Source organism: Chromobacterium sp. S0633 (assembly GCF_024158805.1).
Taxonomy (GTDB): Bacteria; Pseudomonadota; Gammaproteobacteria; order Burkholderiales; family Chromobacteriaceae; genus Chromobacterium.
This window is the reverse complement of record NZ_JAMZGH010000023.1, coordinates 20,039-41,919: the sequence shown is the minus strand read 5'-3', so window position 1 is coordinate 41,919 and position 21,881 is coordinate 20,039. Positions and strand designations below refer to the sequence as shown.

Below are 21,881 nucleotides of genomic sequence, written 5' to 3'. Positions count from 1 at the left end.
ATCATGATCGCGATGTTCGACTCCGGCCTCGGCGGCCTTTCGGTATGGAAGGCCGTGCGCGCCGCGCTGCCCGGCAGGGGCATCACCTATCTGGCCGATCAGGCCTACTGCCCCTACGGCCAACGCAGCCACAGCGACATCGCCGAGCGCAGCGTCAGAATGGGCCGCTATCTGCAAGAACAAGGCGCCACCCTGCTGGTGGTGGCCTGCAACACCGCCACCACCGCCGGCATCGCCGCCATGCGCCGCGAGCTTTCCATCCCGCTGGTGGGCATAGAGCCGGCGATCAAGCCGGCGGCGGCCATGAGCCGCACCGGCCGCATCGCCGTGCTGGCCACCCAGGCCACGCTGCAAAGCGAGCGGGTGCGCAAACTGCTGGACACCCACGCCGGCCACGTTGAAGTGCTGCGCCGCGTGGGCACGGGCTGGGTGGAGCAAGTGGAGGCCGGCGAGCTGGACAGCCCGCGCACGCGCGAACTGGTGGCGGCCGTAGTGCGGCCGCTACTTGACGAGCGCATCGACCACATCGCGCTGGGCTGCACCCATTACCCGTTTCTGGAGCCGCTGATCCGCGAACTGACCGGCGACGGCATCGCCTTGTACGACCCGGCCGAGGCCATCGCCCGGCGCGTGGCCTCCTTGCTGCCGGACGCCGCGCCCGCCGTCGCCCCGGCCTACCGCTTCATCACCACCGACGCCGACAGCGCCGGCATGCGCCGCATCCTGCCGCTGCTGATAGGCGCCGACCACCCGGTTGAATCCCTGCCTCTGGAGCAAGCCCAATGATTCCACGTCTATCGCGCCTGTTGGCGCTGGCCTGTCTGATCGCCGCCCCCGCCGCCTGGGCCTTGCCGCAATGCTCGCTGGTGGCGGTCCAAGTCAATCAGCAAGCCGGCAACAAGCTCAACCAGAACGAGCTGAGCGCGGTGCTGAGCCAGTTGGGCAAGAACGGCCAGCTGCCGCCGCAATTCATCAACAAGCGCCAGGCCAAGAACGCCGGCTGGCAGCCCGGCCGCAGCCTGTGGGGCGTGCCCGGCCTCAACGGCAAATCCATAGGCGGCGACCGTTTCGGCAATTACGAAAAACGTCTGCCCAAGGGGCAATGGCAGGAAGCCGATCTGAACTATAAAGGGGGCAAGCGCGGCGCTTACCGCATCGTGTTCTCCGGTTCCGGCCAGCGTTTCGTCACCGTAGACCACTACAACCGCTTCATCGAGGTGCCACCATGCCAGTGAAAGTTTGCGAACTGCACCACATCAAGAGCCTGGACCAGCTGTTTGACGAGCTGAGCCGCCAGTTGCTCCTGCCGGCCCACTTCGGCCGCAATCTGGACGCGCTGTACGACAGCCTGGCCAAAGACGTGACGGGCCCCTTCGAGATCGTCTGGCGCGAAACCGAGGAAGCGCGCAAGGCGCTGGGCGTGGACCTTTACGCCACCATTCTGGAAATTCTGGAAACCGTGGCCGAGGAACGCGGCGACGTCACGCTGGACATCCACCACTGAAACACCGGGCCGCCGCCGCAAGGCGCCGGGGCGGCCCTTCATCCCGATGGCAAGTTCATCATCATTCGTTTCCGCAACACACACTCCGCTGCGAAATTCAAGACTCGAAATACAACAAAGACAAGCGTTCGCTAATTCACTATAATCCCACCCCTAAATAGGTCAACAACTGTCCTACAACTGGCAGCAATGCCAATAAAATCAAACAACAATAACGTAGGCAGGCCACTACATCGGCAACCTTGACACACACGAAGCGGCTGCTCCCTCCACCGGACCGGCGCCGGCATTGTTTCATTGCGAACTTGCCGTGTTGTTATCAAAACGCTCTCAAATACAGGTAGGAACTTCTCAATGCAGTCGAAAAAACTCACAGGGCTGATCCTCATCGGCCTGGTGCTGGGCATCATCACCGGCTATCTCTATCGCGAGAACGCCGCCAGCGAAGCCGACATCAAAGCCTTCGCCAGCAATATCTCCATCCTGACCGACATCTTCCTGCGCCTGATCAAGATGATCATCGCACCCTTGGTGGTGTCCACCCTGATCGTTGGCATCGCCAAGATGGGCGACGCCAAGACCGTGGGCCGCATCGGCGGCAAGACCATGCTCTGGTTCATCAGCGCGTCCTTGATGTCCCTGACCCTGGGCCTGATCATGGTCAACCTGCTCAAGCCGGGTTTGGCGCTCAACCTGCCGCTGCCGGACACCCACGCCACCAGCGGCATCCAAGCCGGCGCGCTGTCGGTGAAGGACTTCGTCACCCACGCCATTCCCAAGAGCGTGTTTGAAGCGATGGCCACCAATGAGATTCTGCAGATCGTGGTGTTCTCGGTGTTCTTCGGCTGCGCGATGGCCGCTTTGGGCGACCGCGCCAAGCTGCTGATCGACACCATTGACGTGGTGGCCCACGTGATGCTGAAAGTGACCAGCTACGTGATGCTGTTCGCGCCGCTGGCCGTGTTCGGCGCCATCGCCGCCACCGTGGCCAAGGAAGGCCTGAGCATCCTCGCCACCTACGGCAAGTTCATGGCGGAGTTCTACCTGTCCATCGGCATCCTGTGGGGCCTGCTGATCCTGGCCGGCGCGATGTTCATCGGCCCGCGCGTGCTCAAGCTGATGGGCATGATGCGCGAACCGCTGCTGCTGTCCTTCACCACCGCCAGTTCCGAAGCCGCCTACCCCAAGACCCTGGAACAGCTGGAGCGCTTCGGCTGCTCCAACAAGATCGCCAGCTTCGTGCTGCCGATGGGCTACTCCTTCAACCTGGACGGCTCGATGATGTACTGCACTTTCGCCGTCATCTTCATCGCCCAGGCTTACGGCATCGATCTGACGCTGGCGCAGGAAATCTCCATGCTGCTGATCCTGATGCTCACCTCCAAGGGCATGGCCGGCGTGCCGCGCGCCTCGCTGGTGGTGATCGCCGCCACCCTGGCCCAGTTCAACATTCCGGAAGCCGGCCTGCTGCTCTTGCTGGGCATCGACCACTTCCTGGACATGGGCCGCTCCGCCACCAATGTGGTGGGCAACTCCATCGCCACCGCGGTGGTGGCCAAGTGGGAAGGCGAGCTGAAAAAACACTGAGCATGGTCTGCTCCGTTGAACGCGCCGCCCCTCCGGGCGGCGTTTTTTATGGCTAGCTGCGACAAGGCTATTGACAGGTAATCCCTTGCCCAATAGAATGCCCCACTCTGAGTCGGAGAGGTGGCAGAGTGGTCGAATGTACCTGACTCGAAATCAGGCGTACGTGCGAGCGTACCGAGGGTTCGAATCCCTCCCTCTCCGCCAGACCAAGCAATTAAGTCCTTGAGAAATCAAGGGCTTTTTTGTTTTGTTCTTCCGCTTCTCCCCCGTCCCGTTTACGCCTACCATTACAGCCTTCCGCACCTGTCCAAGCCGCCGCCGCATGAATCATCTGGTCAACTACGTCAACGCCATCCTGAACGCGCCCTCCCCGCGCCGCGCGCGCCTGGACGGCTCAAGCCGGAACCGTTGGACGGATCAGGGCTATACGGTCGTTGCAGAGCAGTCCACCTATGTTTTCGACGATGGCGCAATGATCCAGCGGACGACGGAACAGGACGATTACCCGGCCGAGGCCGCCTGCGCCGAGTGCTGGATTCGTTACGAAGTCGTCCGCCAGCCGTCCGGCGACGCCATCCAGCCCGGCCATATCAGCTTCAACAGCACCTGCCGCGAAGCTTTCTGGCGGCGCTACTTCTCTCCGGAGCCGCCGGCCGCGCCTGCTTGCAGGCTTTGCCCCCCGCCAAAGCCGCTGGCTTGACCCTCCATCCCCAATCAGTAACAATCGCCGCGTGCCGCCTCATTCCGCGGTATTTGGGTGTAGCAGCTCATAAAGCCATAGCCTCGCCATAGTCCCCGCCTTATCAAAGGCAGGCGCTGGCGGGGAGGTGCATTCGTGCGCCTGCCGGAGCTATGGCCGGTCTGCTACCCTCGTCATTCGCCTGCCGTACCCGCGTAGCAGCGAAGGCAGGCCCAGCCATAGGAGCCTTCCGATGACGCACCAAACCCGGCGCTATCGCGCCCTGCTGTCTCCCTCTCTTCCCCTGAATACGCTGCTCTCCGAATTGCGTCCGTTCAACAGCGTGGCACCGGCCTCGCTGAAACGGCTGGAAAGCCGGCTGTACGCCCGCGAGCAAAGCCTGCGCAGCGCCATACGCGATCTGCGCAAGGGCCACGAAAGCCTGCGCGCGATATTGGCGCTGCTGGAGCAGGCCAAGGAACAGCCCTGCCCCTGCAATGTGCTGCATCTGACGCTGGAGCCGGCGCAGCAGTGGTTGCAACACGGCCTGGACGCGCTGCAGGCGCGGCCTTGAAAGTGCCCGCGCAGGACTGACGCCGCGGCAGCGCGCGCGTAAGGCCACATCCGGAAACGCGCCGTTTCAATGTTAATACTGTCTTTGGAATGGGCTGCGCGCGCGAGTACACTGCGGGGCCTCGATTCGACGCGGCGGCGCGGCAGACGCGCCGCCGGCGTCGTTTATCAGCCTCTTAACAGCCGAATCGCCAAACCCATGACTCTGCACAAACGAATCGCCCCTCTGCTGCTGGCCTGCGCGCTGGCGCTGCCCGCCGTCGCCCACGCCGCGGATGAAAAACTGATGCTGTCCATCGAAGACGCGCTGAACAGCGATCTGGCCAAGGAAAAGCTGGACCCGAACATCGCCTTCCGCTTTGCCCGCGGCGGCAAAGGCAAGGTGCTGGGCGAATGGGTGAGCAATAAAAAGACCAATAGCTTCGGCAAGGACAACGCCGCCGCCTGCCAGCGCGCCTTCATTTCCGCGCTGCTGGAGCTCCAGGAGCGCGCGCGCAAGGAAGGCGGCTCCGCCGTGGTCAATATCCGCAGTTATTACAAGTCTGAGGAGATCAGCAACGCCAAGGAGTATATGTGCGGCAGCGGCTTCTTGATGGCGGGCGTGGCGCTGAAGGCGCAGGTGCTCAAGTAAGCCTGAAGCGGGGCCTCAAAGCCCCGCGCGGGAGAACACCAGACAGGCGTTGGCGCCGCCGAAACCAAAGCTGTTGCACAGCACGCTGTCCAACTGGGCCGGCCGAGCGTGCCGAACGAACGGCAGGCCGGCCAGGCAATCGTCCAGCTCGCCGTATTGCGGCGAGGCGGCGACAAAGCCATGGCGCATCATCTGCAAGCTGAAGATGGCTTCCATTGCGCCGGCCGCCGCGATCGCGTGGCCGGTCAGGCCCTTGGTGGAGGAGAAGGCGGGCACGGCCTCGGCGCCGAACACGGCCCGGACGGCCTCGATTTCGACGCGGTCCCCTTGCGGCGTGCCGGTGGCGTGGGTATTGATATAGTCCACCCGTTCCAGACCGGCGTCCGCCAGCGCCAGCCGCATGCAGCGCTCTGCGCCCGCGCCGCTGGGTGCCACCATGCTGTGTCCGTCGCTGCAGGCGGCGTAACCGGACAGTTCGGCGATGATGGGGGCTTTGCGCGCCAGCGCGTGTTCCAGCGCCTCCAACACCAGCACGCCCGCGCCGCCGGCGATGACGAAGCCGTCGCGGTCCGCGTGATAAGGACGAGACGCGGTGTCCGGCGTCGACGCGTCGCCGTCGGCCAGCACGCCCATCACGTCGAACAGCACCGCGGATTGCCAGCTCACTTCTTCCGCTCCGCCCGCCAGCATCACATCCTGTTTGCCGAACTGAATCTGTTCGAAAGCGTAGCCGATGGCGTGCGCGGAGGTGGCGCAGGCGGAGGTCACGCCCAGGCTGAGCCCCTGGACACCCAGATGGGTGGCCAGATTGGCGGATACGGTGTTGCCCATGATCTGCGGCACGTAATAAGGCGTCAGCCGGTGAATGCCGCGGCTGGCCAGAATCGCCATCGCCTCGCTCAGCTTGGCCGTGGAGCCCACGCCGGAACCGACGACCAGGCCGGTGCGCGGGTGTTGCAGGACGGAAGCCGGCAGCCGCGCATGGGCAATCGCCTGCTGGGCGGCGTGCCAGCCGTACAGGGCCGCGTCTGCCATGAAGCGTTGCAGCTTGCGCGGCGGCAAGGCGATGTCGTCGCGGCGCGGCGCGCCGGCCGCCCGGCTGTTCATGCCAAGCTCGGCGAAATCCGGCCGCGCGGCGACGCCGCTGCGGCCGTTGCGCAAGGCCGTCAGCGCCGTTGCCTCATCGTTGCCGATGGGGCTGGCCAGACCATAGCCGCTGACGACGACGCGACGCTTCATGTTCAAGGCGCGATCTGGTTAGCCGACGCCTGGATCTCTTGCACCATGATGGAGACCCAGCGGTTGTAGTTGGGGTGGATCAGCACGGTGCCTACCGGCGCTTTTTCCGCGGCGCCGCTATAGTTTTTGTTCTCGCTCTTGGTTTCCACGTTCAGGTTGTTGGCGGACAGGTATTTGACGCTGTAGCGGTCCGCGCCGTAGCTGATGGCCACCTTGGCCTGATGCTTGCCGCGCACGTCCAGGCTGGCCAGCAGCTTGCCTTCGCCGTCGGCCACCACCACCCAGCCCTTGCTGCCGGCGCCGGCGATGATGGCGCGACGCAGCATGTCCGCGGTCAGCGGCTTACCGTCCATGCGCGCCACCAGCTGGTCGGTCACGTCGCGCACCGGCACGCTGGCCGGCGCGGCCTGCGCGGAAACGGCGGTCATCGCCAAAAGCAGGGCTGCAATATAAGCGCGTAGTTGACGCATGTTTTCTCTCCTGGCCGCTTTAACCGGCCTGTTTCAAAATCAGGGATGTGTTGATGCCGCCGAAGGCGAAGTTGTTGCTCATCGCATATTCGACATCAGCCCGGCGGATGGCCCCGGCCAGGTAGTCCAGTTCGCCGCAGGCGGGGTCCACCCGGTCCAGGTTCAGCGTGGGCGCCAGCCAGCCTTCGCGCAGCATTTCCACCGTCAGCCACACTTCCAGCGCGCCGCAGGCGCCCAGGGTGTGGCCGAAATAGCTTTTCAGCGAGCTGATCGGCGCCCGCCCAAGCACGGCGGCGGTGGCCTGGGTTTCCGCGATGTCGCCGCGGTCGGTGGCGGTACCGTGGGCGTTGACGTAGCCTATCGCGCTGGCGGACAGGCCGGCGTCGTCCAGCGCCAGCCGCATCGCGCGCGCCATGGTCGGCGCTTCCGGCTGGGTGATGTGGCTGCCGTCGGAATTGGTGCCGAAGCCGCAGATTTCGGCATAGATGGCGGCGCCGCGCGCCAGCGCGTGCTCACGCTCCTCCAGCACCAGGGTGCAAGCGCCCTCGCCCACCACCAGGCCGTCTCGGTCGCGGTCGAAGGGCCGCGGCGTATGCGCCGGCTCGTCGTTGCGCTGGCTGGTGGCGTACAAGGTGTCGAACACCGCCGCGCCGCCGGCCGACATTTCCTCCGCGCCGCCGGCTATCATCATGTCGCAGCGGCCGAAACGTATGGTTTCGTAAGCGTAGCCCAAGGCCTGGCTGCCGGAAGTACAGGCGCTGGCGGTGGGAATCACCCGCCCGGTCAGACCGAAGTACAAGCCGATATTGACCGCAGCGGTGTGGCTCATCATCTGGATGTAGCTGGTGGAGGTGACGCCGGCCATGGAGCCGGTGGCCAACATCTGGCCGAAGGCCTGTATCGGCGCCACGCTGCCGGACGAGGAGCCGTAGGCCACGCCCATGCGGCCGTCCTTGATGCAGGGGTCTTGCAGCAGGCCGGCGTCCAGCAGGGCGCGTTCGGTGGCGCACACTGCCATTTGCGCCACTCGTCCCATCGCGCGGGACATCTTGCGCGGATAGTGGGCCGGCAGCGCGAAGTCGTCCACCGGCGCGCCCAGGCGGGTGTTCAAATCCGGAAAGCCGTCCCACTCCGGCATGGCGCGCACGCCGTTGCGGCCGGCCCGGATCTTGGCCGCGATGGCGGGCCAGTCATGGCCCAGGCTGGTGATGCCCGCCATGCCGGTGATCACGACGCGGCGCATCAGACAATGCCTCCGTTCACGCCTATCACCTGGCGGGTGATGTAGGCGGCGCCGTCGGACATCAGGAAGGCCACCAGGGCGGCCACTTCCTCCGGCCGCCCCACCCGGTTCATCGGCACCATCTTCAGGGCCTCTTCCACCGGAGCGCCCTCCAGGATATCGGTGTCGATCAGGCCCGGCGCCACGCAGTTCACCGTGATCTTGCGGCTGGCCAGCTCCACCGCCAGCGCCTTGGTGGCGCCGATCAGGCCCGCCTTGGCCGCGCTGTAATTCACTTGCCCGCGGTTGCCCATCACGCCGGAGACGGAGGACAGGGTGACGACGCGGCCGCCGCTGCGGGCGCGGACCATGGGCATGATCAGCGGATGGGTCACATTGTAGAAACCGGCCAGCGAGGTGTTCACCACCAGGTCCCAGTCTTCGCCCTCCAGCGCCGGGAAGGCGTTGTCGCGGGTCACGCCCGCGTTCAGCACCACGCCCCAGAACGCGCCGTTGGCGGCGATGTCCGCTTCGATGGCCGCGCGCGCGGCCTCGCGGTCGTTGACGTCGAATTGCATCAGCGTCGCCGCCGCGCCCTCCGCGCGGGCGGCCGCTGCCACGGCCTCCGCTTCTTCACGGCGGCTGCGACAGTGGATGGCCACGTCGAAGCCGTCTCTCGCCAGTTGCAAGGCCACTGCCCGGCCTATGCCCCGGCTGGATCCGGTGATCAGGATTCTTTTTTTCATTGTGCGCTGCTTTCCTGCAGAAATAAGGCGAAATCTTCCGGTTCGAACACATTGATGGTGGCCTCGGCCAGCCGGTCTTCGCCGCAGGCGATCTCGCACAGGAAGGACCCCATGCCGGACTCGTCGCGATAGACCGGGCTGGCGGTCACCCGCAGCGGCCGCCCGGCGGCGAACGCCGCGCAGGCCGGCTGGTAACGACGCGTGCCCAACAACACGCCCTGCTTGACCGGCAGCCCCGCCTGGCGCGCCGTCAGGCCCACCCAGGCGGCCACCGTCTGGGCCATCAGTTCGATGCCGATGTAGGCCGGCATATCGCCGGCGGCGTCCGCGTACCATGCCGCCGCGTCCGGCGTGGCGCGCGCCTCCAGGCCCGCGCTGTCGTAGCGTTGCACCGCCTCCAGCAGCAACATGCCGCCGCGGTGCGGCAAGACTTCGGTGATAGCCGGTAACATCATGCGTGTTCGTTCTCGTCCGTCGCTGTTGCCGCCAGCAACAGCGACACGTTATTGCCGCCAAAGGCGTAAGAGTTGCTCATCACCAGCGGCCGCCCCGCGGGCAGCGCAGCGCCGGCTTGCGTCAGTTTCAGCGCCGGCAGGGCCGGGTCCGCCGCGCCGTCCCAGACATGCGGCGGCAACCGGCGCCGGCTGTCGCTCAGCACCAGCCAGCCGAAGCCCAGCTCGGTGGCGCCGGCGGCCCCCAGCAGGTGGCCGACCAAGGGCTTGGTGGAACTGGCCGGCACGCCGTCGGGAAACACCCGCCGCATCGCCAGACTTTCCATTTCATCATTCTTGACGGTGGCCGTACCGTGCAGATTCACGTACCCCACCTGGGCCGCCTCCGCGCCGGCCATTCGCAAGGCCCGCCGCATCGCCTCCTCCGCGCCGCGGCCTTCCGGGTGCGGCGACGACATATGCCAGGCGTCGCTGCTTTCGCCGTAGCCCAGCAAGGCCACCGGGCCCGGCTCGCGGCTGGCGATGAACAAGGCGGCGCCCTCGCCGATATTGATGCCGCGGCGTCGCGCGCTCATCGGCTGGCACAAGACGGGACTGACGGATTCCAGGGCGGCGAAGCCCTGCCGGGTCAGCTGGCACAGGCTGTCCGCCCCGCCGCAAATCACCGCGTCGCACAGCCCTTGCGACAATAGCCGCGCTGCGGCGGCCACCGCCTTGGCGCTGGAGGAACAGGCGGTGGAGACCACATAGGCGACGCCGTCCAGCCGCAACAGCTCGGCCAGGAACAAGGCCGGGCTGCCCATTTCCTGCTGTGCGTAATCGTAGCGCTCCGGCCGCGCCTGCCCGGCCGCCTCGGCGGCGACCGCCAGTTCCGTCTCCAGGATGCCCGAGGTGCTGGTGCCCAACACCACGCCGATCCGATGACGCCCGTAGCGCGCGGCCAGCGCCTCCACGCGAGCGCGCAAGGGCTCCAGTGCGGCCAGGAGCAGCCGGTTGTTGCGGCTGTCGTAGCGGGCCAGCTCAGCCGGGATCTCCGGCAGCGCGCCCGCCACCCGGCCCACCACCGCGCCAGTCTCCTCGCACATGCCGCCGCAGTCGCCGGCCAGCAAGCGCCGGTGGATCTCCGGCAGCTCGCGGCCCAGCGCGTTGATCATCGCCAATTCGTTCAGATAAACCGTCATTGAGCCTCCGCCTCCGGCGCCATCGCCGCCAAGGATTCGATCTCCAGCGTCATGCCCAGCTGCGGCAGCCGGACGCGCCGTCCCTTGGGTGTCGGCGCGTCGATCAGCAGGGTTTGGTCGCCGTTCATCAGCCGACGCTGGCCGTCCGCCGCGTGCAGCCACCAGGCGGGCGCGCGGCCGAAGCCGTCCAGAACGGCGACCTCGGGCAGGTGCAGCCATTGCGCCAGGGCCAGCATCGCCGGCCCCTGGTCGCTGACCCGGCGGCCGAACGGCGAGCTCGCGCTCCAGCGTCGGCCGTCCCAGCCGGCGCTCAGCAAGGGCTGGCCCAACGGCGACAAGGCCGCCAGCGACAGCCGCTGCCCATCGGCCTCCAGCTGCAGCAAGGACAGTTCGCGAAAACCGCTGCCGCTCGCCGTCACCAACTGGCTGGCGTTATAAGTCTCGGCGGGTTGCCGCAGACAGTAGGCCGGGGTTTGCGGCAGGCGGACGCAATGGCCGCCGCCGGCGCAAGCGGCGAGCAAGAACAGCAGGGGCAGCAGTTTCAACATGGCTCGGCCCTTCCCGCGTCCCCGGTCTTGAACAGGGTCACCATAGGCGCCAGCAGCACCGCCAGGCCCACCCCGATCAATTGAGTCAAACCAAAGCTGCTGACCGCGGGGGTGGCGCTCGCGGCCAGCAAGCCGAAGGACAGCAAGGTGGTCAAGGCCGACAGCCCCACCGCCAGCAACGCCGCCTGCTGATGATGACGGCGGCCCTCTTCCACGAAGATCGCGTAGTCCACGCCCACGCCCAGCACCATCAGGAAGCCGAGCACGACGAAAAGATTGGCGCTCACGCCCAGCCAGCCCAGCGCGCCCAGGGTGAACAGCACCGCCAGGCTGACCGGAGCGGCCAAGAGCAGCGCGCGCCGCCAGCCGTAACGGCGCTGCATCAGCGCCACGATGGCCAGCAGCGACAGCGCGAACATCAGCGTGGAGGCTTCGCGAAACTGGCGGAACAGTTCGGACACGCTGGCGGCCTTGTCCACCAGCGTGACGCCGTCCAGCCCTTGCGCCGCTTGCCGCAAAGCGTCCAGCTTGCGGAAGTCGCCCGGCATCACCGCCATGCGCCAGGCTCCGTCGTGCCGCCCCAGCCACAGGTGGCGCAGCGGCGCGGCCAGCGGCTGAGCCAGCAGCGTTTCCGCCGTCAAGGACGGCCCCGGCCGCGCCAGGCCGGCCAGATAGCCGCCGGCGATCTCGTCGCGCACGCCGGCGTCCTGCAGCACTTGCCGGCCGGCGCGTCGCATCGCGTCTTGCAGCAGCGCATGGTCGGCCTGTTGCCGCTCCGGCGGCGGCAGCAAGCTGGACAAGGATTGATAGCCTTGCAGCTGACCGGCGCTCACCAAGGCGTCTAGGCGGCCGTCCAACTGCCGGCCCAGGCGCAGCAAGGCGGCTTCGCTGGGCGCTTCCAGCAGGAAGAACTGGCGGCTATTGCCCTGCCCCGCCAGCTCTCGAATCAAGTGTTCCTGCGCCAGCAGTTCAACCGAGGGCCGAATCAACTGATGCACATCGTCGTCCGCCTGCAATCGGGCCAGCCCCGGCAGCGACAGCGCGCCCAGCGCCAGCAAGAGCGCGGCCAGGCGGCGGCCGCGCATGAATTGGCAGTAACGGTCGAAAGCGCGGCCTATCGGCGGCAGAATGCCCCGCGCCGACGCCGGCGCGGCCTGACGCACAAAGCAAGGCACGCACCACAGCACGGTCAGATAGGCGCCGACCAGGCCGGCGCTGGAGAAGAAGGCGATCTGGCGCAGCCCCGGAAACGGCAGCAGAGCCAGCGCGCCGTAGCCCAGCAAGGTGGTCAGCAGCCCCATGCGGATGGCCGGATGAATGGCGGCCAGCGCTCGCTCCACGTCCCAATCCGGCCCGTCTTGCAACTGGCTGGCGAACAGATGGGTCGAGTAGTCTATCGCCACGCCGATCAGGCTGGCGCCCATCACCAGGGTCAGCAAGTGCAACTGGCCGTACACCGCCAGGGTGGCGGCCACTGCCGTCAGCGTGCCCGCGGCGATCACCGCGCCGGACAAGGCCAGATGGCGCAGCCGGCGGAACACCAGCAACATCAGGCCGATGACGGCCGCCATCGACACGCTGCCTATCCTGTTCATTTCCGCTTCGGCGCCGCCGCGCGCCTCGCCGGCGAACAGCACCGCGCCGGTGGCGGCCAGCTGGCCGCCGCCGGCCTCCGCCAGCGTGCGCAGTTCCGCCACTTCGCGGCTCAGGACTTGCTGCAGCGCCGGATCGTAAGCGTCGCCGTTCAAGGGCGCGCTCAGCAAGCGCCAGGACACGCCGTCTCGCTCCGTCGCCAGCCAGCCGTCCTTGATCTGCAACGACGACTTGGCCATAGGCAGCGCGGCCAACACATTGCCGAACAGGCCGAAGGGATCCTCCGCCAGCGGCAGGCCGAAAGCGCCCTGTCCCGGCAGGCTCAAGCGACGCAGCAACAGGGTTTCCAGATACGCTTGCGGGTTTTGCCTCAGCCCCTCGCGGTCGGCGTCGGTCAACAGGCCGTGGCGGTAAGGGGCGTAAGGCCGCAACAGGCGCGCCGGGTCAAGGTCGCCGATTTTCCCTTGCACCGAGCGCAAGGCCGGCAGGACGCGCAGCCTGGCGGCCGCCTGTTCCGCCAGGCGGCTGGCCTGGGCCGGATCGCGATGCCCCACCATCACCACCAGGCGCTCGCCCGCCTTGGCCGCCAGTTGCGTCAAGGCGCGCTCCACCTCGGGTTGGCGCGCGTCGTCCGGCAGCATCGCCAGCATATTGGTCTGCACCGGCAAGGGCCGCCCCAGATAGGGCAGCAGCGAGGCCAGGCACAGCAGCATCAGCGCCAGCCAGCCATAAAAGCGCTTGCGCATCAACGCCCTCCCAGCAAGCGGCTTTCCTCAGCGCTCAACGGGCTTTGCGCATCAATCCGGCTGAAGCGGATCTGCGTGCTGTCGCCGCCGGGCTCGGTCAGCGACACGCGTTCCAGCTGCGCGGCGCCGGAAAGCTCCACCGCGCCCAGTCCTTTTTGCAAAGGCCCCGGCTTGGGCTTCAGCAACAGGGTCCAGGCGGCGGGACTGCCCTTGGCCTCCACCGCGAAGTGCTGTTGCAGCAAATTCCTGTCCCCGGCCAGCAAGCCGCGGAACAAGCCTTCCACCGAGCCGATGCCGGGGATGTCGCGGCTGGCCCGCTCGCGGCGGCTGCCGTCGGACAGCAGTTCGCTCACGCCCTTGGGCGTCATCACATAGCCCAGTTGATACGGTTTGACGATGGACCAGATCACGCCGTTTTCACGCGACAACACCATGCGTCCGGACAACTGCAGCGGCTTTTTCAAGGCGGCCATCTGCCGGCTCTGCGCAAAATCCGCGTGCAAGACCGAGTTCGCCGCCAGCTTTCTGGAAATCTGGCTCAGCAAATCCTCGGCCTGCGCCAGCGGCGCAAGCCCGGCCAGCAAGAGCGCCAGCAAGCCGCCTGCGCGGCGCGTCCACGGTTTCAACATCGTCATTCCTCGCATGGGATACCCAGTTTGTTCCACAACACCGCCGGCGTGACGAACTGCAGCGCCATGTCGTCGGCCAGGTCCAAGGCCACTTGCACGGTGTGGCCCTGAGTCAGTTTTTCGCCGCTGAGGGCGTCGCGCAGTTGGTAAACCACCTTGAGGCGGTTTTCGTATTCCGTCAGTTGCGCGCGCGCGATCACCCGCTGGCCGTAGCGGGCCGGGCGCACGTATTTCAGATAGCACTCGGTCACCGGCCAGGCGTAGCCGGAATCGCTCATCTGCGGGTAGTCGTAGTCGAAGCTGCGCAGCAGCGCGGTGCGCGCCAGCTCGAAGTACTTCACGTAATGACCGTGCCAGGCCACGTGCAGCACGTCCACGTCGTGGAAGGGAATCTCGATTTCGATCTCCGCCGCCGGCAAGCACGCGGCCGCCTTGGCTTCCGCCGCCATCAGTACAGGCTCCAGGCGCGTTGCTGAATCCGCTCTATCGCCAGGCGCAGTTCGCCGTCCTGACGGCGGTCCTCGTCCAGGAAGGGGGACAGCGTCTCCAGTTCGGCCACGAAATCGCCCAGCGCCGGCGGCAGCCGGCTGATATCCAGTTCGCCGGATTGCCGCCGCAAGCGCACGCCCTGCGCCGCCGCAAGCGTCAGGCAGGCCGCCACTTGTTCGGTCAGCTGCAACACGCGCAGCGCGTCGCGCGCGGCGATGGTGCCCATGCTGACCTTGTCCTGGTTGTGGCATTCGGTGGAGCGGGAGAACACCGAGGCCGGCATGGTCAGCTTCAAGGCTTCCGCCGCGCAGGCCGAGGCGGTGATCTGCACCGCCTTGAAGCCGTGGTTGATCGCCGCCCGTTCGCCGCGCGATCCGGACAGATTCTGCGGCAGGCCGTGGTTGTAGCGGGTGTCCACCAGCAGCGCCAGTTGCCGGTCCATCAGGTCGGCCAGATTGGCCACCGCGTTCTTCATGCCGTCCATGGCGAAAGCGATATGGCCGCCGTAGAAATGGCCGCCGTGCAACACCCGCTCCAGGTCCGGATCGATGATGGGGTTGTCGTTGGCGCTGTTCAGTTCGTTCTCGATGTCGCGGCGCAACCAGGGCAAGGCGTCGCGCAGCACGCCGATGACGTGCGGCGCGCAACGGATGGAGTAACGGTCTTGCAGGCGGATCTGTTCGCGCGCTTCGCCGCCGTCGTCCAGATCGGCGTAGATCCAGGCGGCCACCTGGTTCTGGCCTTCATGCGGCTTGACCGCGAACAGCTCCGGCGCGAAATGGCCGCGATTGCCTTTCAAGGCCAGGCAGGACAGCGCGGTCAGCCGCGCGCTCAGCCGGGTCAGGTATTCGGCGCGGGCGAAGGCCAGGCAGGCCAGGCCGGTCATCACCGCCGTGCCGTTCATCAAGGCCAGCCCTTCTTTCGGCGCCAGCGTCAACGGCGGCAGGTCCAGCTCGGCCAACACCGCCGCCGCCGGCCGCACTTGGCCCCGGTAGCGCACTTCGCGCTCGCCGCACAAGACGGCGGCCACATAGGACAGCGGCGTCAAATCGCCGCTGGCGCCCACCGAGCCCTCGGCCGGAATCAGCGGCAGCACATCGTGCCGCAGCAAGGCGGCCAGTCTTTGCAGCAATAGCCAGCGTACGCCGGACACGCCCTGGGACAGGGAGTTGAGCCGGGCCAGCAGCACCGCGCGCGTGGACGCTTCATCCAGGTAGTCGCCCAGGCCGCAGCCGTGGTAGCGCGTCAGATGCAGCGGCAGCTCCGCCACCAGCGCGGCGGGAATCGTCACCGTGCAGTTGTCGCCGTAACCGGTGTTGACGCCGTAGACTTCGCCGCCCTCGGCCAGCAGGCCGGCCAGGAAGGCGGCGCCGCGTTCGATGCGTTCCGGAAACGCGCCGCCGGCCAACTCCACTTGCACTTGTCCCTGCGCCGCCGCGCACACGTCTTCAATCGTCAAACGTCCGGCGCCCACGCTGAGCGCCTCCTTGCTCTTCATCACTACGGACTCTTTCTCGCCGCGCCACGCGGCAGCTGTCGCTTCCGGCTAAGCGCGCCAGAAATCGTAAAAATTGAACCATTGCAGCGGCGAGCGCCGCGCATGCCAGGCCAGGCGATCGGCGTAACGCTGAATCGTCCGCCGCAGGGCCTCGCCGCGCTCGCGGCGCGGCAGGCGGAGCCGTTCCTCGAACGGCTCCAGCGTAATGTGGTAACGCCGCTGCCGTTTGAGGCAGAACAGCAAATAGACCGGACACTCCAGCAGGCTGGCCAAAATCCACGGCCCTTCCGCGAAGGCGGCGGAGCCGCCCAGGAACTCGGCGCGCTGCACTCGTCCGTTGTCGCTGGCCGGGGTGCGGTCGCCGACGATCACCACCCACTCGCCGTTGTCTATCTTGTCCTTGAGCAGGATGGCGGTGTCCACGCCCATGTCCTGCACCTGGATCAGGTTGACAGCGTAGTCGCCGCTGGCCGCCGCCAGCAAACGGGAAAACCGCGCGGCATGCCGGGTGTAGACCACGGCGTTGACCCGGCGCGCGCCGGCCGCGTGTCCCAGCGCCCGGCACATTTCCAGATTGCCCAGGTGCGAGCCCACCAGCAGCGCCCCGCGCCCGCTCGCCAACAGCGCCCGCATATCGTCGCTGCCCGGCGCCGCCACCGCCTCCGGCGGCAGGCCTCCGGCCCAAGCCGCCATTTTGTCGGCGGCGGCTTCGGCGAAGCTGTAGAGATGGCGGTAGACGTCCAGCGCGCGGACGGGTGACGGATCGCCGTCGGCGGCGCGCGCGCGCCGCAAAAAATCCCTTGAGGCGGCGCGCGCGGCGCGGCCGGTGAGAAAGAAATAGGCGACGATGGGATAGAGCAGCAGCCGCACCGAGCGCGCGCCCAGCAGGCGGTAGAAGCCCAGCAGGATTTTCATGCCCAGCAGCGAGCCGCGCTCCGCGGTGGCCGCCCAGCTCATGCGCGCGCCTCGCGCCAGCGACGGCGCAGCAAGCGCGGCGCGCGCGGCAGCATGCCCAAGGCCAGCCGGGTGTGCATCAGGCTGATGCGGGCATTGTCGCGCAGGGCGTCGAAATGGGAGAGGCCGCCGCTCGGATACGTCACCCTGGTCGGCAGATTGAGCACCGGCGCGCCGGCCCAATGCAGACGTACGATGATCTCGATGTCGAAATCCATCCGCCGCGGAATGCGGGTTCGCCGCAGCAAGGCCTCCGTCGCCGCCAGCGGGTAGCAGCGGAAGCCGCACATGGAATCGGCGATATCGAAGGACAGCGTTTCAATCCAGACCCAGAAATGGGTCAGATAGCGGCCGTATAGACGAGCTTTGGGCACGCTGGCGTCGTACAAGGGACGGCCGGCGATCACCGCGTCGGGCCGCTCCGCCGCCCGCGCCAAAAAACGCGGCACGTCGCTCAACGCGTGCTGACCGTCCGCGTCCACTTGCAAAGCGTGGCTGTAGCCTTCTCGGTAGGCCAGCCGCATCGCATGCATGACCGCGGCGCCCTTGCCGCCGTTGCGCGGCAAACGCAGCAGACGCACCCAGGGCTCCGCGCGCGCCAGCGCCTCCAGCGTCTGCCGGGTGGGTTCGTCGCTGCCGTCGTCCACCACCCAGGCAGGCACGCCGTAAGGCCGCAGCCGCTCCAAGACTCCGCCCATGGTGGAGCCGTGGTTGTAGCAGGGAATGATCAGACAGGGACGGAAGCTCATTGCGCTTGCATCCGCAGCCGGCCGGAAGACATTTTCCGGCCCGCCACTTCATAGACAAAATTCAGGCGGCCATTGGCCGCGTCCAGTTGCAACACCAGTTCCAAGGCGTCGCCCGGCCGGACGATGCCGGTGAATTTGATCTGATCCATGCCGGCGAAAACGCCGGCGCTGCCCAGGGTCCGGGCGGCGATGCGCGCCGCCCAATGCAGCTGCACCACGCCGGGCAATACCGGGAAGCCGGGAAAATGGCCGTCAAAGCAGGCCGCGTCCGCCGCCAGCGGGATGGACACGCGGCAGGCGTCCTCCGTCTGTTCCAACACGGAATAAGAGGGCGTGAAAGCCTGCGAGGGGGTCATTGCGCCAATACCTTCCAATTCAAAACAATCCCGGCATCGCCGCTCGGTCCGGCTTGCCGCGTTCGGTCTGCGGCAGAACGTCGACAAAGCGCCAGCGACGCGGCAACAGCACCGGCTCGTACCAGGCCGCCAGATAGCGCCGCAGCGCCTGCTGCGTCGCCAACTTGCCCAGGGTGGCGAGTTGCGCCCTCCCCTGCGCCGACAGCGCGACGACGGCGCACAGCGTGTCGCGCCGCGCCGGCAGCACCAGCAGCGCGGCGGCGTCCAGCCACGGATGATCGGCCAGTCTTTGTTCCTGCTCGCCCAGCGACAGCCTTTTTTCCGCCAGTTTCACCACGCGATCGCGCCGGCCTTGCAAGAGAAAGCGGCCGTCCGGCAAAAACTCGGCGGCGTCCGACGCCAGCCAGGGCGCGTCGTCGGGCAGGAAGGGCGACACGATCCGCAACGCGCCTTCCTCGCCGACGGAGCAGCGCACCGAGGACAGCGGCGTCCAGGCGCGGTCGCCGTCGCTTTGACGGCGCCAGGCCACGCCGCCGGTCTCGGTGCTGCCGAAGATCTCCAGCGGCGCCTGGCCCCCGGCCGCGGCAAACGCCGCGGCGGCGTCGGCCGGCAGCGGGCCGCCCGAAGACACACACAGCCGCGTGCGGGACAGCAAGGCCGGCAGATCGATCAGCTCGGGCAGCCGCGACAGCTGCGCCGGGCTGCCGATCAGGGTCACCTCGCCCAAGCCCGCGGCGGCCTCCAGCAAATCCTCTGGCAGGAAATGCGGCGACACTTCGAAGACCCGGCCGGCGCTCAACGGCCACAGCAGACGGAACAGCAGCCCGTAAATATGATGATGCGGCACCGTCGCCAGCACGCAGGCGTCGCCGGCTTGCGCGCCGAAACTGCGCTCCAGCACCGCCACCTCGGCCGAGAGCTGCCGCAGGCGCTTGACGATGGACTTGGGCTCGCCGGTGGAGCCGGAGGTGAACAAGGTCAGCCGGCAGCGCTCGCCGTCCAGTAGGCGCGCCGCTGCGGGCGCGCCCGGCGAAGCCATCCGCGCCCGCAGCGCGGCGTCGTCCAGCGCCTCGTCGAAAGACTCCGCCAGCCCGCTCAAGGTGGCGGGCAAGGCGTTGTTGGGCACCATCGCCTCTGCGTCCGCGCGCCAAACCGCAAACAGCGCGACGGCGAACAGCCAGGCGTCCGCGGCGATCAGCGCATAACGCCGGCCGGGCTCCAGCGTGGCGGCCACGCCGGCCACCGCGTCGCTGAAGTCGCGCCACGTCAAGGGCCGCCCGTCGCGCAAAGCCGCCACCCTGTCCGGGTCGCGGCCGCTGATCAACACGCCCTCCAGAGCCAGCGCGCTCATGCCCGCGCCTCGGGAAAGCGCCAGCGCCGATACAGCCATTCGACGGCGAACAAGGCGCCCATCAACAGATAGGACGCCAGGCCGTTGTACCAGAGCCAGAAGTCCTGCCCCGCCGGCAAGGCGGTGTACAGGGCCGCCGCGGCGTTGAAAACGAAAAACCCGCACCAGACGCGGGTCACGCGCCGGGTGTAGGCCACGCCTTCCGGCGGCAAGTCCGGCGTGATCTGACGGGCGAAGCGCTCAATCATCGTGGGCGGATGACGCAGCGAGTGGGCGAACACCCACAGCATGGACAGGCTGATGAACGCCGGCGTCAAACGCAATAGCAAGGCGCTGCCGGTCAGGGCCACCAGGGCGGACAAGACGATCATGCCCAGCAAGGCGCCGCGCTGGGCCGCGGCCAGGTCTCGCCACAGCGCGCGGCTTTGCCGCCGGTAGCGCAGCAAGAACAGCAGCAGCAAGGCGGCGCCCACCGCGCGGGGCGGAAAATATTGTAGGCCCAGAAAAACGGCGAGCGGATAACAACAAGCGCCCAGCGCCGCCAACAGGCGCGTCGCCGGCATCTCAGGCGGCCAGCAGCTGCTCGACCGCGGTGATCACGTCATCCACGGTCCGCACCGTTTTGAAGCCATCCGGCTTGATGCGTTTGCCGGTCAGTTGCTGCAGCTTGATCGCCAGGTCCACCGCGTCGATCGAGTCCAGCTCCAGATCGACGAACAGATTGGCCTCCGCCGTCACGCGCTCCGGCTCGATTTCGAAAGTGTCCTGCAGAATGATCCTCAGTTCATTCAGAATTTGCTCACGGGTCATTCTCATGCTTCCTGTTGCGTTGCGACAAAGCGAGCCAGGCTGGCCACCGAGGCGAAATGCGCCTTGGTGGCGGGATCGTTGGCTTCCAGCTTCACCTTGTATGTCTTTTTCAATGCCACGCCCAATTCCAGCGCGTCGATGGAATCCAAGCCCAGTCCTTCGCCAAACAACGGCGCTTCGGCGTCGATATCCTCGGCGCCCATGTCTTCCAGTTCCAGGGCCGAAATGATCAACAACTTGATTTCATGTTCCAGCGCACTCATGTCCAGCTTTCCTTCCTTGCCAATGTTTGGCTGAAATAATCTTGCAAGGCCTCGCTCAAACGGCGGGAGGCCAGCGACGGCTGCGTCTCGGCCGGCAACAGTTCCGCCAGGGCCAGCGGCCGGCCGGCGTCCAGGCCGAAGTCGAAACGCCGCGGCGGGATCTGATGCCAACGCTTGTCCTTGGTCAGCGTGGACGGGCTGCAACTCAGCGTCACCGGCAGAATGGGAGCCTGAGCCGCCAGCGCGATATGGGCGGCGCCGCGTTGAAACTTGAGTTCGCGCCCGGGCACGGTGCGCGTTCCCTCCGGGAAGATGAGCAGATTGTCGCCTCGTCGCAGCGAGGCGGCGCAATCCGCGATCAAGCTCCCGGAATCGTCGTTGCGGATATAGCCGGCGGCGCGCACCACGCCGCCCAGAAAGGGGCTGTCCCACAGCGCGGCCTTGACCACGCAATTGGCGTTGGGCATGCGGGCGATGATCGCCACCACATCGATCAGCGTCGGATGATTGGCCAGCACCAGCGTGCCCCGCGCCTGTTCCAGCCGCCCCTCGCCGCTCATGCTCAGCCTCATGATGCCGCTGAGGCGCATGAAGCCGATGAACAAGGCGAAAGCGCGCTGGATGATGGCCCGCGCCAGCCGCTGGCGGCGGCCGTTGCGATTGGGCACCAGACGCAAGGCCGGAAACACCACCAGCGTCAGCAGCAAAGCGCCCTCGCTGAACAAGGAGAAGGCCAAGGCCGTCATCAGCAAGCGCCAGCCGTAACTAAGCCCCCTCACGGCTCAGCCTCCAGCCGTTCAGTTCCAGCTGCGTCCGTCCGCCGGCCAGCCCGTGCGCCAGCCAGGCCGGCTGCGGCCAGCCTTCCGGCGCGCGCGCGCGCGCGTCCTGCCGCAAACTCCAGCGCGGCGCGCCGGCCCGCAGCAGCAAGGCCAAGCCCTGGGGTTGGTCCAGTGCGTCGTCGGCGCCTTGATAGAACGGAAGCAGGGGCAGATCCGCGAACAGCAGCAGCACCGGTTGCGCGGGGTCTTCCGCCGCCGTCAGCGCCGCCTCCAGCAGGCCGTAGCCCAATGTGCGTTCTCCGGCGGCCACCGCCGTCGCCGCCGACTCGTCGCGCCGCAACAAGGACAGCGTGCCGGCAATCGCGTTATGCACGGAAAGCCCGAACACCGTGGGGGAAACCGGAGAGTCCGCCGCGATGTCTTCCAGCATCAAATGCGTGCGGTTGACCTCGCCGTGGCGAGAGGCGAACACCAGCTTCGCCGCCGGCGCGTCCGCCGCGCACGCTTGGGCCAAATGCAGACAGATGCGCGCCAGCGGACTCAAGCGCCGCCGCTGCGCCGCGTCGACGAAACGGCAGTCCGGATACGCAATGGGCGCCTCGGCCGCCTGCAACGGCCGTTGCGCCCAGTCGGCGGCCGACTCGCGGCCCGGCATCCAAGCCGCCCAACGCTGTATCGCCAACGTCGGTTCGCCGCTCATTGTCACTTCCGCCATCCACAAGCCTGTCAATCAAAAAAAGGAGCGTATTCTAAATTGTTCACACTCAGCCAACAAGCAAACAAGCATACGGCATTAAACAATGGTTACGAATCCGTCCCATTTTGTCGCAAG

At 67.0% G+C, this 21,881-nt stretch carries 27 protein-coding genes and 1 tRNA gene; 8 read left to right on the top strand and 20 right to left on the bottom strand.

The features are described 5' to 3' along the window. The first annotated feature begins 3 nt into the window (after window positions 1–3). The 8 genes from murI (at window position 4) to NK214_RS14335 (ending at window position 4,974) form a co-directional block, all read left to right on the top strand. Window positions 4–786: a glutamate racemase gene (gene murI / locus NK214_RS14370; protein ID WP_227104632.1), complete on the top strand. Its 783-nt coding sequence runs from the start codon at window positions 4–6 to the stop codon at window positions 784–786. Further along, window positions 783–1,235 carry a ribonuclease domain-containing protein gene (locus NK214_RS14365; RefSeq protein WP_227104634.1) on the top strand — a complete coding sequence of 151 codons (453 nt, stop codon included), beginning with the start codon at window positions 783–785 and terminating at the stop codon, window positions 1,233–1,235. The genes murI and NK214_RS14365 overlap by 4 nt, the downstream gene beginning before the upstream one ends. After that, window positions 1,226–1,504: a barstar family protein gene (locus tag NK214_RS14360; RefSeq protein ID WP_107800316.1), complete on the top strand. Its 279-nt coding sequence runs from the start codon at window positions 1,226–1,228 to the stop codon at window positions 1,502–1,504. The genes NK214_RS14365 and NK214_RS14360 overlap by 10 nt, the downstream gene beginning before the upstream one ends. A 354-nt stretch (window positions 1,505–1,858) precedes the next feature. Next, the gene (locus NK214_RS14355) at window positions 1,859–3,091 is read left to right on the top strand and encodes a dicarboxylate/amino acid:cation symporter (protein WP_107800317.1); all 1,233 of its coding nucleotides are present in this window, start codon (window positions 1,859–1,861) and stop codon (window positions 3,089–3,091) included. 114 nt (window positions 3,092–3,205) lie between these two features. Next, window positions 3,206–3,295: transfer RNA gene (locus tag NK214_RS14350), tRNA-Ser, on the top strand. A 118-nt stretch (window positions 3,296–3,413) separates the two neighbouring features. Continuing rightward, window positions 3,414–3,791, top strand: a complete 378-nt coding sequence (locus NK214_RS14345; RefSeq protein ID WP_253314822.1) for a hypothetical protein — start codon at window positions 3,414–3,416, stop codon at window positions 3,789–3,791. A gap of 232 nt (window positions 3,792–4,023) precedes the next feature. Then, on the top strand, window positions 4,024–4,344 hold the full coding sequence (locus tag NK214_RS14340) for a DUF1484 family protein (RefSeq protein WP_253314821.1): 321 nt from the start codon (window positions 4,024–4,026) through the stop codon (window positions 4,342–4,344). 198 nt (window positions 4,345–4,542) lie between these two features. Beyond that, a complete protein-coding gene (locus tag NK214_RS14335; protein WP_253314820.1) occupies window positions 4,543–4,974 on the top strand; it encodes an excinuclease ATPase subunit in 432 nt (143 codons plus the stop codon). A 15-nt stretch (window positions 4,975–4,989) separates the two neighbouring features. Here NK214_RS14335 and NK214_RS14330 read toward each other — a convergent pair whose 3' ends face one another. From NK214_RS14330 to NK214_RS14235, 20 genes are read right to left on the bottom strand one after another with little or no spacing between them, the layout of a single operon-like run. Beyond that, the gene (locus tag NK214_RS14330; RefSeq protein WP_166451959.1) at window positions 4,990–6,213 is read right to left on the bottom strand and encodes a beta-ketoacyl synthase N-terminal-like domain-containing protein; all 1,224 of its coding nucleotides are present in this window, start codon (window positions 6,211–6,213) and stop codon (window positions 4,990–4,992) included. 2 nt (window positions 6,214–6,215) lie between these two features. Further along, window positions 6,216–6,683 (bottom strand): hypothetical protein, encoded by a 468-nt coding sequence (locus tag NK214_RS14325; RefSeq protein WP_253314819.1) that lies wholly within the window; start codon window positions 6,681–6,683, stop codon window positions 6,216–6,218. A 19-nt stretch (window positions 6,684–6,702) separates the two neighbouring features. After that, window positions 6,703–7,926 (bottom strand): beta-ketoacyl-ACP synthase, encoded by a 1,224-nt coding sequence (locus tag NK214_RS14320; protein WP_371926255.1) that lies wholly within the window; start codon window positions 7,924–7,926, stop codon window positions 6,703–6,705. After that, the gene (locus NK214_RS14315; protein ID WP_227104645.1) at window positions 7,926–8,651 is read right to left on the bottom strand and encodes a 3-ketoacyl-ACP reductase FabG2; all 726 of its coding nucleotides are present in this window, start codon (window positions 8,649–8,651) and stop codon (window positions 7,926–7,928) included. The genes NK214_RS14320 and NK214_RS14315 overlap by 1 nt, the downstream gene beginning before the upstream one ends. Then, window positions 8,648–9,106: a hypothetical protein gene (locus NK214_RS14310; RefSeq protein ID WP_253314818.1), complete on the bottom strand. Its 459-nt coding sequence runs from the start codon at window positions 9,104–9,106 to the stop codon at window positions 8,648–8,650. The genes NK214_RS14315 and NK214_RS14310 overlap by 4 nt, the downstream gene beginning before the upstream one ends. Then, window positions 9,103–10,284 (bottom strand): beta-ketoacyl-[acyl-carrier-protein] synthase family protein, encoded by a 1,182-nt coding sequence (locus tag NK214_RS14305; protein ID WP_253314817.1) that lies wholly within the window; start codon window positions 10,282–10,284, stop codon window positions 9,103–9,105. Before NK214_RS14305 ends, NK214_RS14310 begins: the two co-directional genes overlap by 4 nt. Beyond that, window positions 10,281–10,832 carry a DUF3261 domain-containing protein gene (locus tag NK214_RS14300; RefSeq protein WP_253314816.1) on the bottom strand — a complete coding sequence of 184 codons (552 nt, stop codon included), beginning with the start codon at window positions 10,830–10,832 and terminating at the stop codon, window positions 10,281–10,283. Before NK214_RS14300 ends, NK214_RS14305 begins: the two co-directional genes overlap by 4 nt. Continuing rightward, entirely contained in the window at window positions 10,826–13,171 is a 2,346-nt protein-coding gene (locus NK214_RS14295) for an MMPL family transporter (RefSeq protein ID WP_253314815.1), read from the bottom strand. Before NK214_RS14295 ends, NK214_RS14300 begins: the two co-directional genes overlap by 7 nt. Next, on the bottom strand, window positions 13,171–13,800 hold the full coding sequence (locus tag NK214_RS14290; protein ID WP_253314814.1) for an outer membrane lipoprotein carrier protein LolA: 630 nt from the start codon (window positions 13,798–13,800) through the stop codon (window positions 13,171–13,173). The genes NK214_RS14295 and NK214_RS14290 overlap by 1 nt, the downstream gene beginning before the upstream one ends. A gap of 2 nt (window positions 13,801–13,802) precedes the next feature. Continuing rightward, window positions 13,803–14,249 (bottom strand): thioesterase family protein, encoded by a 447-nt coding sequence (locus NK214_RS14285; RefSeq protein ID WP_253314813.1) that lies wholly within the window; start codon window positions 14,247–14,249, stop codon window positions 13,803–13,805. After that, window positions 14,249–15,787: a histidine ammonia-lyase gene (gene hutH / locus NK214_RS14280; RefSeq protein ID WP_227108604.1), complete on the bottom strand. Its 1,539-nt coding sequence runs from the start codon at window positions 15,785–15,787 to the stop codon at window positions 14,249–14,251. The genes NK214_RS14285 and hutH overlap by 1 nt, the downstream gene beginning before the upstream one ends. Window positions 15,788–15,835: 48 nt before the next feature. Beyond that, entirely contained in the window at window positions 15,836–16,744 is a 909-nt protein-coding gene (locus NK214_RS14275) for an acyltransferase (protein ID WP_253314812.1), read from the bottom strand. Further along, window positions 16,741–17,490 (bottom strand): glycosyltransferase family 2 protein, encoded by a 750-nt coding sequence (locus tag NK214_RS14270; RefSeq protein WP_253314811.1) that lies wholly within the window; start codon window positions 17,488–17,490, stop codon window positions 16,741–16,743. Before NK214_RS14270 ends, NK214_RS14275 begins: the two co-directional genes overlap by 4 nt. Continuing rightward, window positions 17,487–17,846: a 3-hydroxyacyl-ACP dehydratase FabZ family protein gene (locus tag NK214_RS14265; protein ID WP_253314810.1), complete on the bottom strand. Its 360-nt coding sequence runs from the start codon at window positions 17,844–17,846 to the stop codon at window positions 17,487–17,489. Before NK214_RS14265 ends, NK214_RS14270 begins: the two co-directional genes overlap by 4 nt. A 19-nt stretch (window positions 17,847–17,865) precedes the next feature. Beyond that, window positions 17,866–19,197, bottom strand: coding sequence for an AMP-binding protein (locus NK214_RS14260; protein ID WP_253314809.1), 1,332 nt, complete (start codon window positions 19,195–19,197; stop codon window positions 17,866–17,868). Then, window positions 19,194–19,760 carry a hypothetical protein gene (locus NK214_RS14255; RefSeq protein ID WP_253314808.1) on the bottom strand — a complete coding sequence of 189 codons (567 nt, stop codon included), beginning with the start codon at window positions 19,758–19,760 and terminating at the stop codon, window positions 19,194–19,196. Before NK214_RS14255 ends, NK214_RS14260 begins: the two co-directional genes overlap by 4 nt. 1 nt (window position 19,761) lies before the next feature. Further along, the gene (locus NK214_RS14250; protein WP_166451946.1) at window positions 19,762–20,007 is read right to left on the bottom strand and encodes an acyl carrier protein; all 246 of its coding nucleotides are present in this window, start codon (window positions 20,005–20,007) and stop codon (window positions 19,762–19,764) included. Between the two features lie 2 nt (window positions 20,008–20,009). Beyond that, complete coding sequence (locus NK214_RS14245; RefSeq protein ID WP_166451945.1) at window positions 20,010–20,270, bottom strand: phosphopantetheine-binding protein; 261 nt, start codon at window positions 20,268–20,270, stop codon at window positions 20,010–20,012. Continuing rightward, entirely contained in the window at window positions 20,267–21,049 is a 783-nt protein-coding gene (locus NK214_RS14240) for a 1-acyl-sn-glycerol-3-phosphate acyltransferase (protein WP_227104666.1), read from the bottom strand. The genes NK214_RS14245 and NK214_RS14240 overlap by 4 nt, the downstream gene beginning before the upstream one ends. Continuing rightward, window positions 21,036–21,764, bottom strand: a complete 729-nt coding sequence (locus tag NK214_RS14235; protein ID WP_166451944.1) for a beta-ketoacyl synthase chain length factor — start codon at window positions 21,762–21,764, stop codon at window positions 21,036–21,038. Before NK214_RS14235 ends, NK214_RS14240 begins: the two co-directional genes overlap by 14 nt. Window positions 21,765–21,881 lie beyond the last annotated feature (117 nt).

Bases quoted from the DNA above. Each gene is read 5' to 3' on its own strand.
- hutH (WP_227108604.1), bottom strand. From the start codon at position 15,787: ATGAAGAGCAAGGAGGCGCTCAGCGTGGGCGCCGGACGTTTGACGATT.
- NK214_RS14315 (WP_227104645.1), bottom strand. From the start codon at position 8,651: ATGAAAAAAAGAATCCTGATCACCGGATCCAGCCGGGGCATAGGCCGG.
- NK214_RS14245 (WP_166451945.1), bottom strand. From the start codon at position 20,270: ATGAGTGCGCTGGAACATGAAATCAAGTTGTTGATCATTTCGGCCCTG.
- NK214_RS14365 (WP_227104634.1), top strand. From the start codon at position 783: ATGATTCCACGTCTATCGCGCCTGTTGGCGCTGGCCTGTCTGATCGCC.
- NK214_RS14325 (WP_253314819.1), bottom strand. From the start codon at position 6,683: ATGCGTCAACTACGCGCTTATATTGCAGCCCTGCTTTTGGCGATGACC.
- NK214_RS14305 (WP_253314817.1), bottom strand. From the start codon at position 10,284: ATGACGGTTTATCTGAACGAATTGGCGATGATCAACGCGCTGGGCCGC.
- NK214_RS14285 (WP_253314813.1), bottom strand. From the start codon at position 14,249: ATGGCGGCGGAAGCCAAGGCGGCCGCGTGCTTGCCGGCGGCGGAGATC.
- NK214_RS14260 (WP_253314809.1), bottom strand. From the start codon at position 19,197: ATGAGCGCGCTGGCTCTGGAGGGCGTGTTGATCAGCGGCCGCGACCCG.
- NK214_RS14275 (WP_253314812.1), bottom strand. From the start codon at position 16,744: ATGAGCTGGGCGGCCACCGCGGAGCGCGGCTCGCTGCTGGGCATGAAA.
- NK214_RS14250 (WP_166451946.1), bottom strand. From the start codon at position 20,007: ATGACCCGTGAGCAAATTCTGAATGAACTGAGGATCATTCTGCAGGAC.
- NK214_RS14310 (WP_253314818.1), bottom strand. From the start codon at position 9,106: ATGATGTTACCGGCTATCACCGAAGTCTTGCCGCACCGCGGCGGCATG.
- NK214_RS14340 (WP_253314821.1), top strand. From the start codon at position 4,024: ATGACGCACCAAACCCGGCGCTATCGCGCCCTGCTGTCTCCCTCTCTT.
- NK214_RS14335 (WP_253314820.1), top strand. From the start codon at position 4,543: ATGACTCTGCACAAACGAATCGCCCCTCTGCTGCTGGCCTGCGCGCTG.
- NK214_RS14300 (WP_253314816.1), bottom strand. From the start codon at position 10,832: ATGTTGAAACTGCTGCCCCTGCTGTTCTTGCTCGCCGCTTGCGCCGGC.
- NK214_RS14290 (WP_253314814.1), bottom strand. From the start codon at position 13,800: ATGTTGAAACCGTGGACGCGCCGCGCAGGCGGCTTGCTGGCGCTCTTG.
- NK214_RS14320 (WP_371926255.1), bottom strand. From the start codon at position 7,926: ATGCGCCGCGTCGTGATCACCGGCATGGCGGGCATCACCAGCCTGGGC.
- murI (WP_227104632.1), top strand. From the start codon at position 4: ATGATCGCGATGTTCGACTCCGGCCTCGGCGGCCTTTCGGTATGGAAG.
- NK214_RS14270 (WP_253314811.1), bottom strand. From the start codon at position 17,490: ATGAGCTTCCGTCCCTGTCTGATCATTCCCTGCTACAACCACGGCTCC.
- NK214_RS14345 (WP_253314822.1), top strand. From the start codon at position 3,414: ATGAATCATCTGGTCAACTACGTCAACGCCATCCTGAACGCGCCCTCC.
- NK214_RS14295 (WP_253314815.1), bottom strand. From the start codon at position 13,171: ATGCGCAAGCGCTTTTATGGCTGGCTGGCGCTGATGCTGCTGTGCCTG.
- NK214_RS14265 (WP_253314810.1), bottom strand. From the start codon at position 17,846: ATGACCCCCTCGCAGGCTTTCACGCCCTCTTATTCCGTGTTGGAACAG.
- NK214_RS14255 (WP_253314808.1), bottom strand. From the start codon at position 19,760: ATGCCGGCGACGCGCCTGTTGGCGGCGCTGGGCGCTTGTTGTTATCCG.
- NK214_RS14235 (WP_166451944.1), bottom strand. From the start codon at position 21,764: ATGGCGGAAGTGACAATGAGCGGCGAACCGACGTTGGCGATACAGCGT.
- NK214_RS14355 (WP_107800317.1), top strand. From the start codon at position 1,859: ATGCAGTCGAAAAAACTCACAGGGCTGATCCTCATCGGCCTGGTGCTG.
- NK214_RS14330 (WP_166451959.1), bottom strand. From the start codon at position 6,213: ATGAAGCGTCGCGTCGTCGTCAGCGGCTATGGTCTGGCCAGCCCCATC.
- NK214_RS14360 (WP_107800316.1), top strand. From the start codon at position 1,226: ATGCCAGTGAAAGTTTGCGAACTGCACCACATCAAGAGCCTGGACCAG.